Below are 208 nucleotides of genomic sequence, written 5' to 3' on the forward strand. Positions count from 1 at the left end.
CGCGGAAGATGTAACGGGGCTAAGCTATACACCGAAGCTGCGGCTACGTACCTTAGGGTATGTGGGGTAGGGGAGCGTTCTGTAAGCCGTTGAAGGTGGTCTGTAAGGGCTGCTGGAGGTATCAGAAGTGCGAATGCTGACATGAGTAACGATAAAGGGAGTGAAAAACTCCCTCGCCGGAAGACCAAGGGTTCCTGTCCAACGTTAA

General features: G+C 52.9%; 1 rRNA gene. It reads left to right on the plus strand.

The features are described 5' to 3' along the window. Positions 1-208 (plus strand): 23S ribosomal RNA (locus IQO02_RS03040); the annotation flags it as partial.

It is taken from the genome of Vibrio sp. OPT24 (genome assembly GCF_015163545.1).
Lineage (GTDB): Bacteria > Pseudomonadota > Gammaproteobacteria > Enterobacterales > Vibrionaceae > Vibrio > Vibrio cyclitrophicus.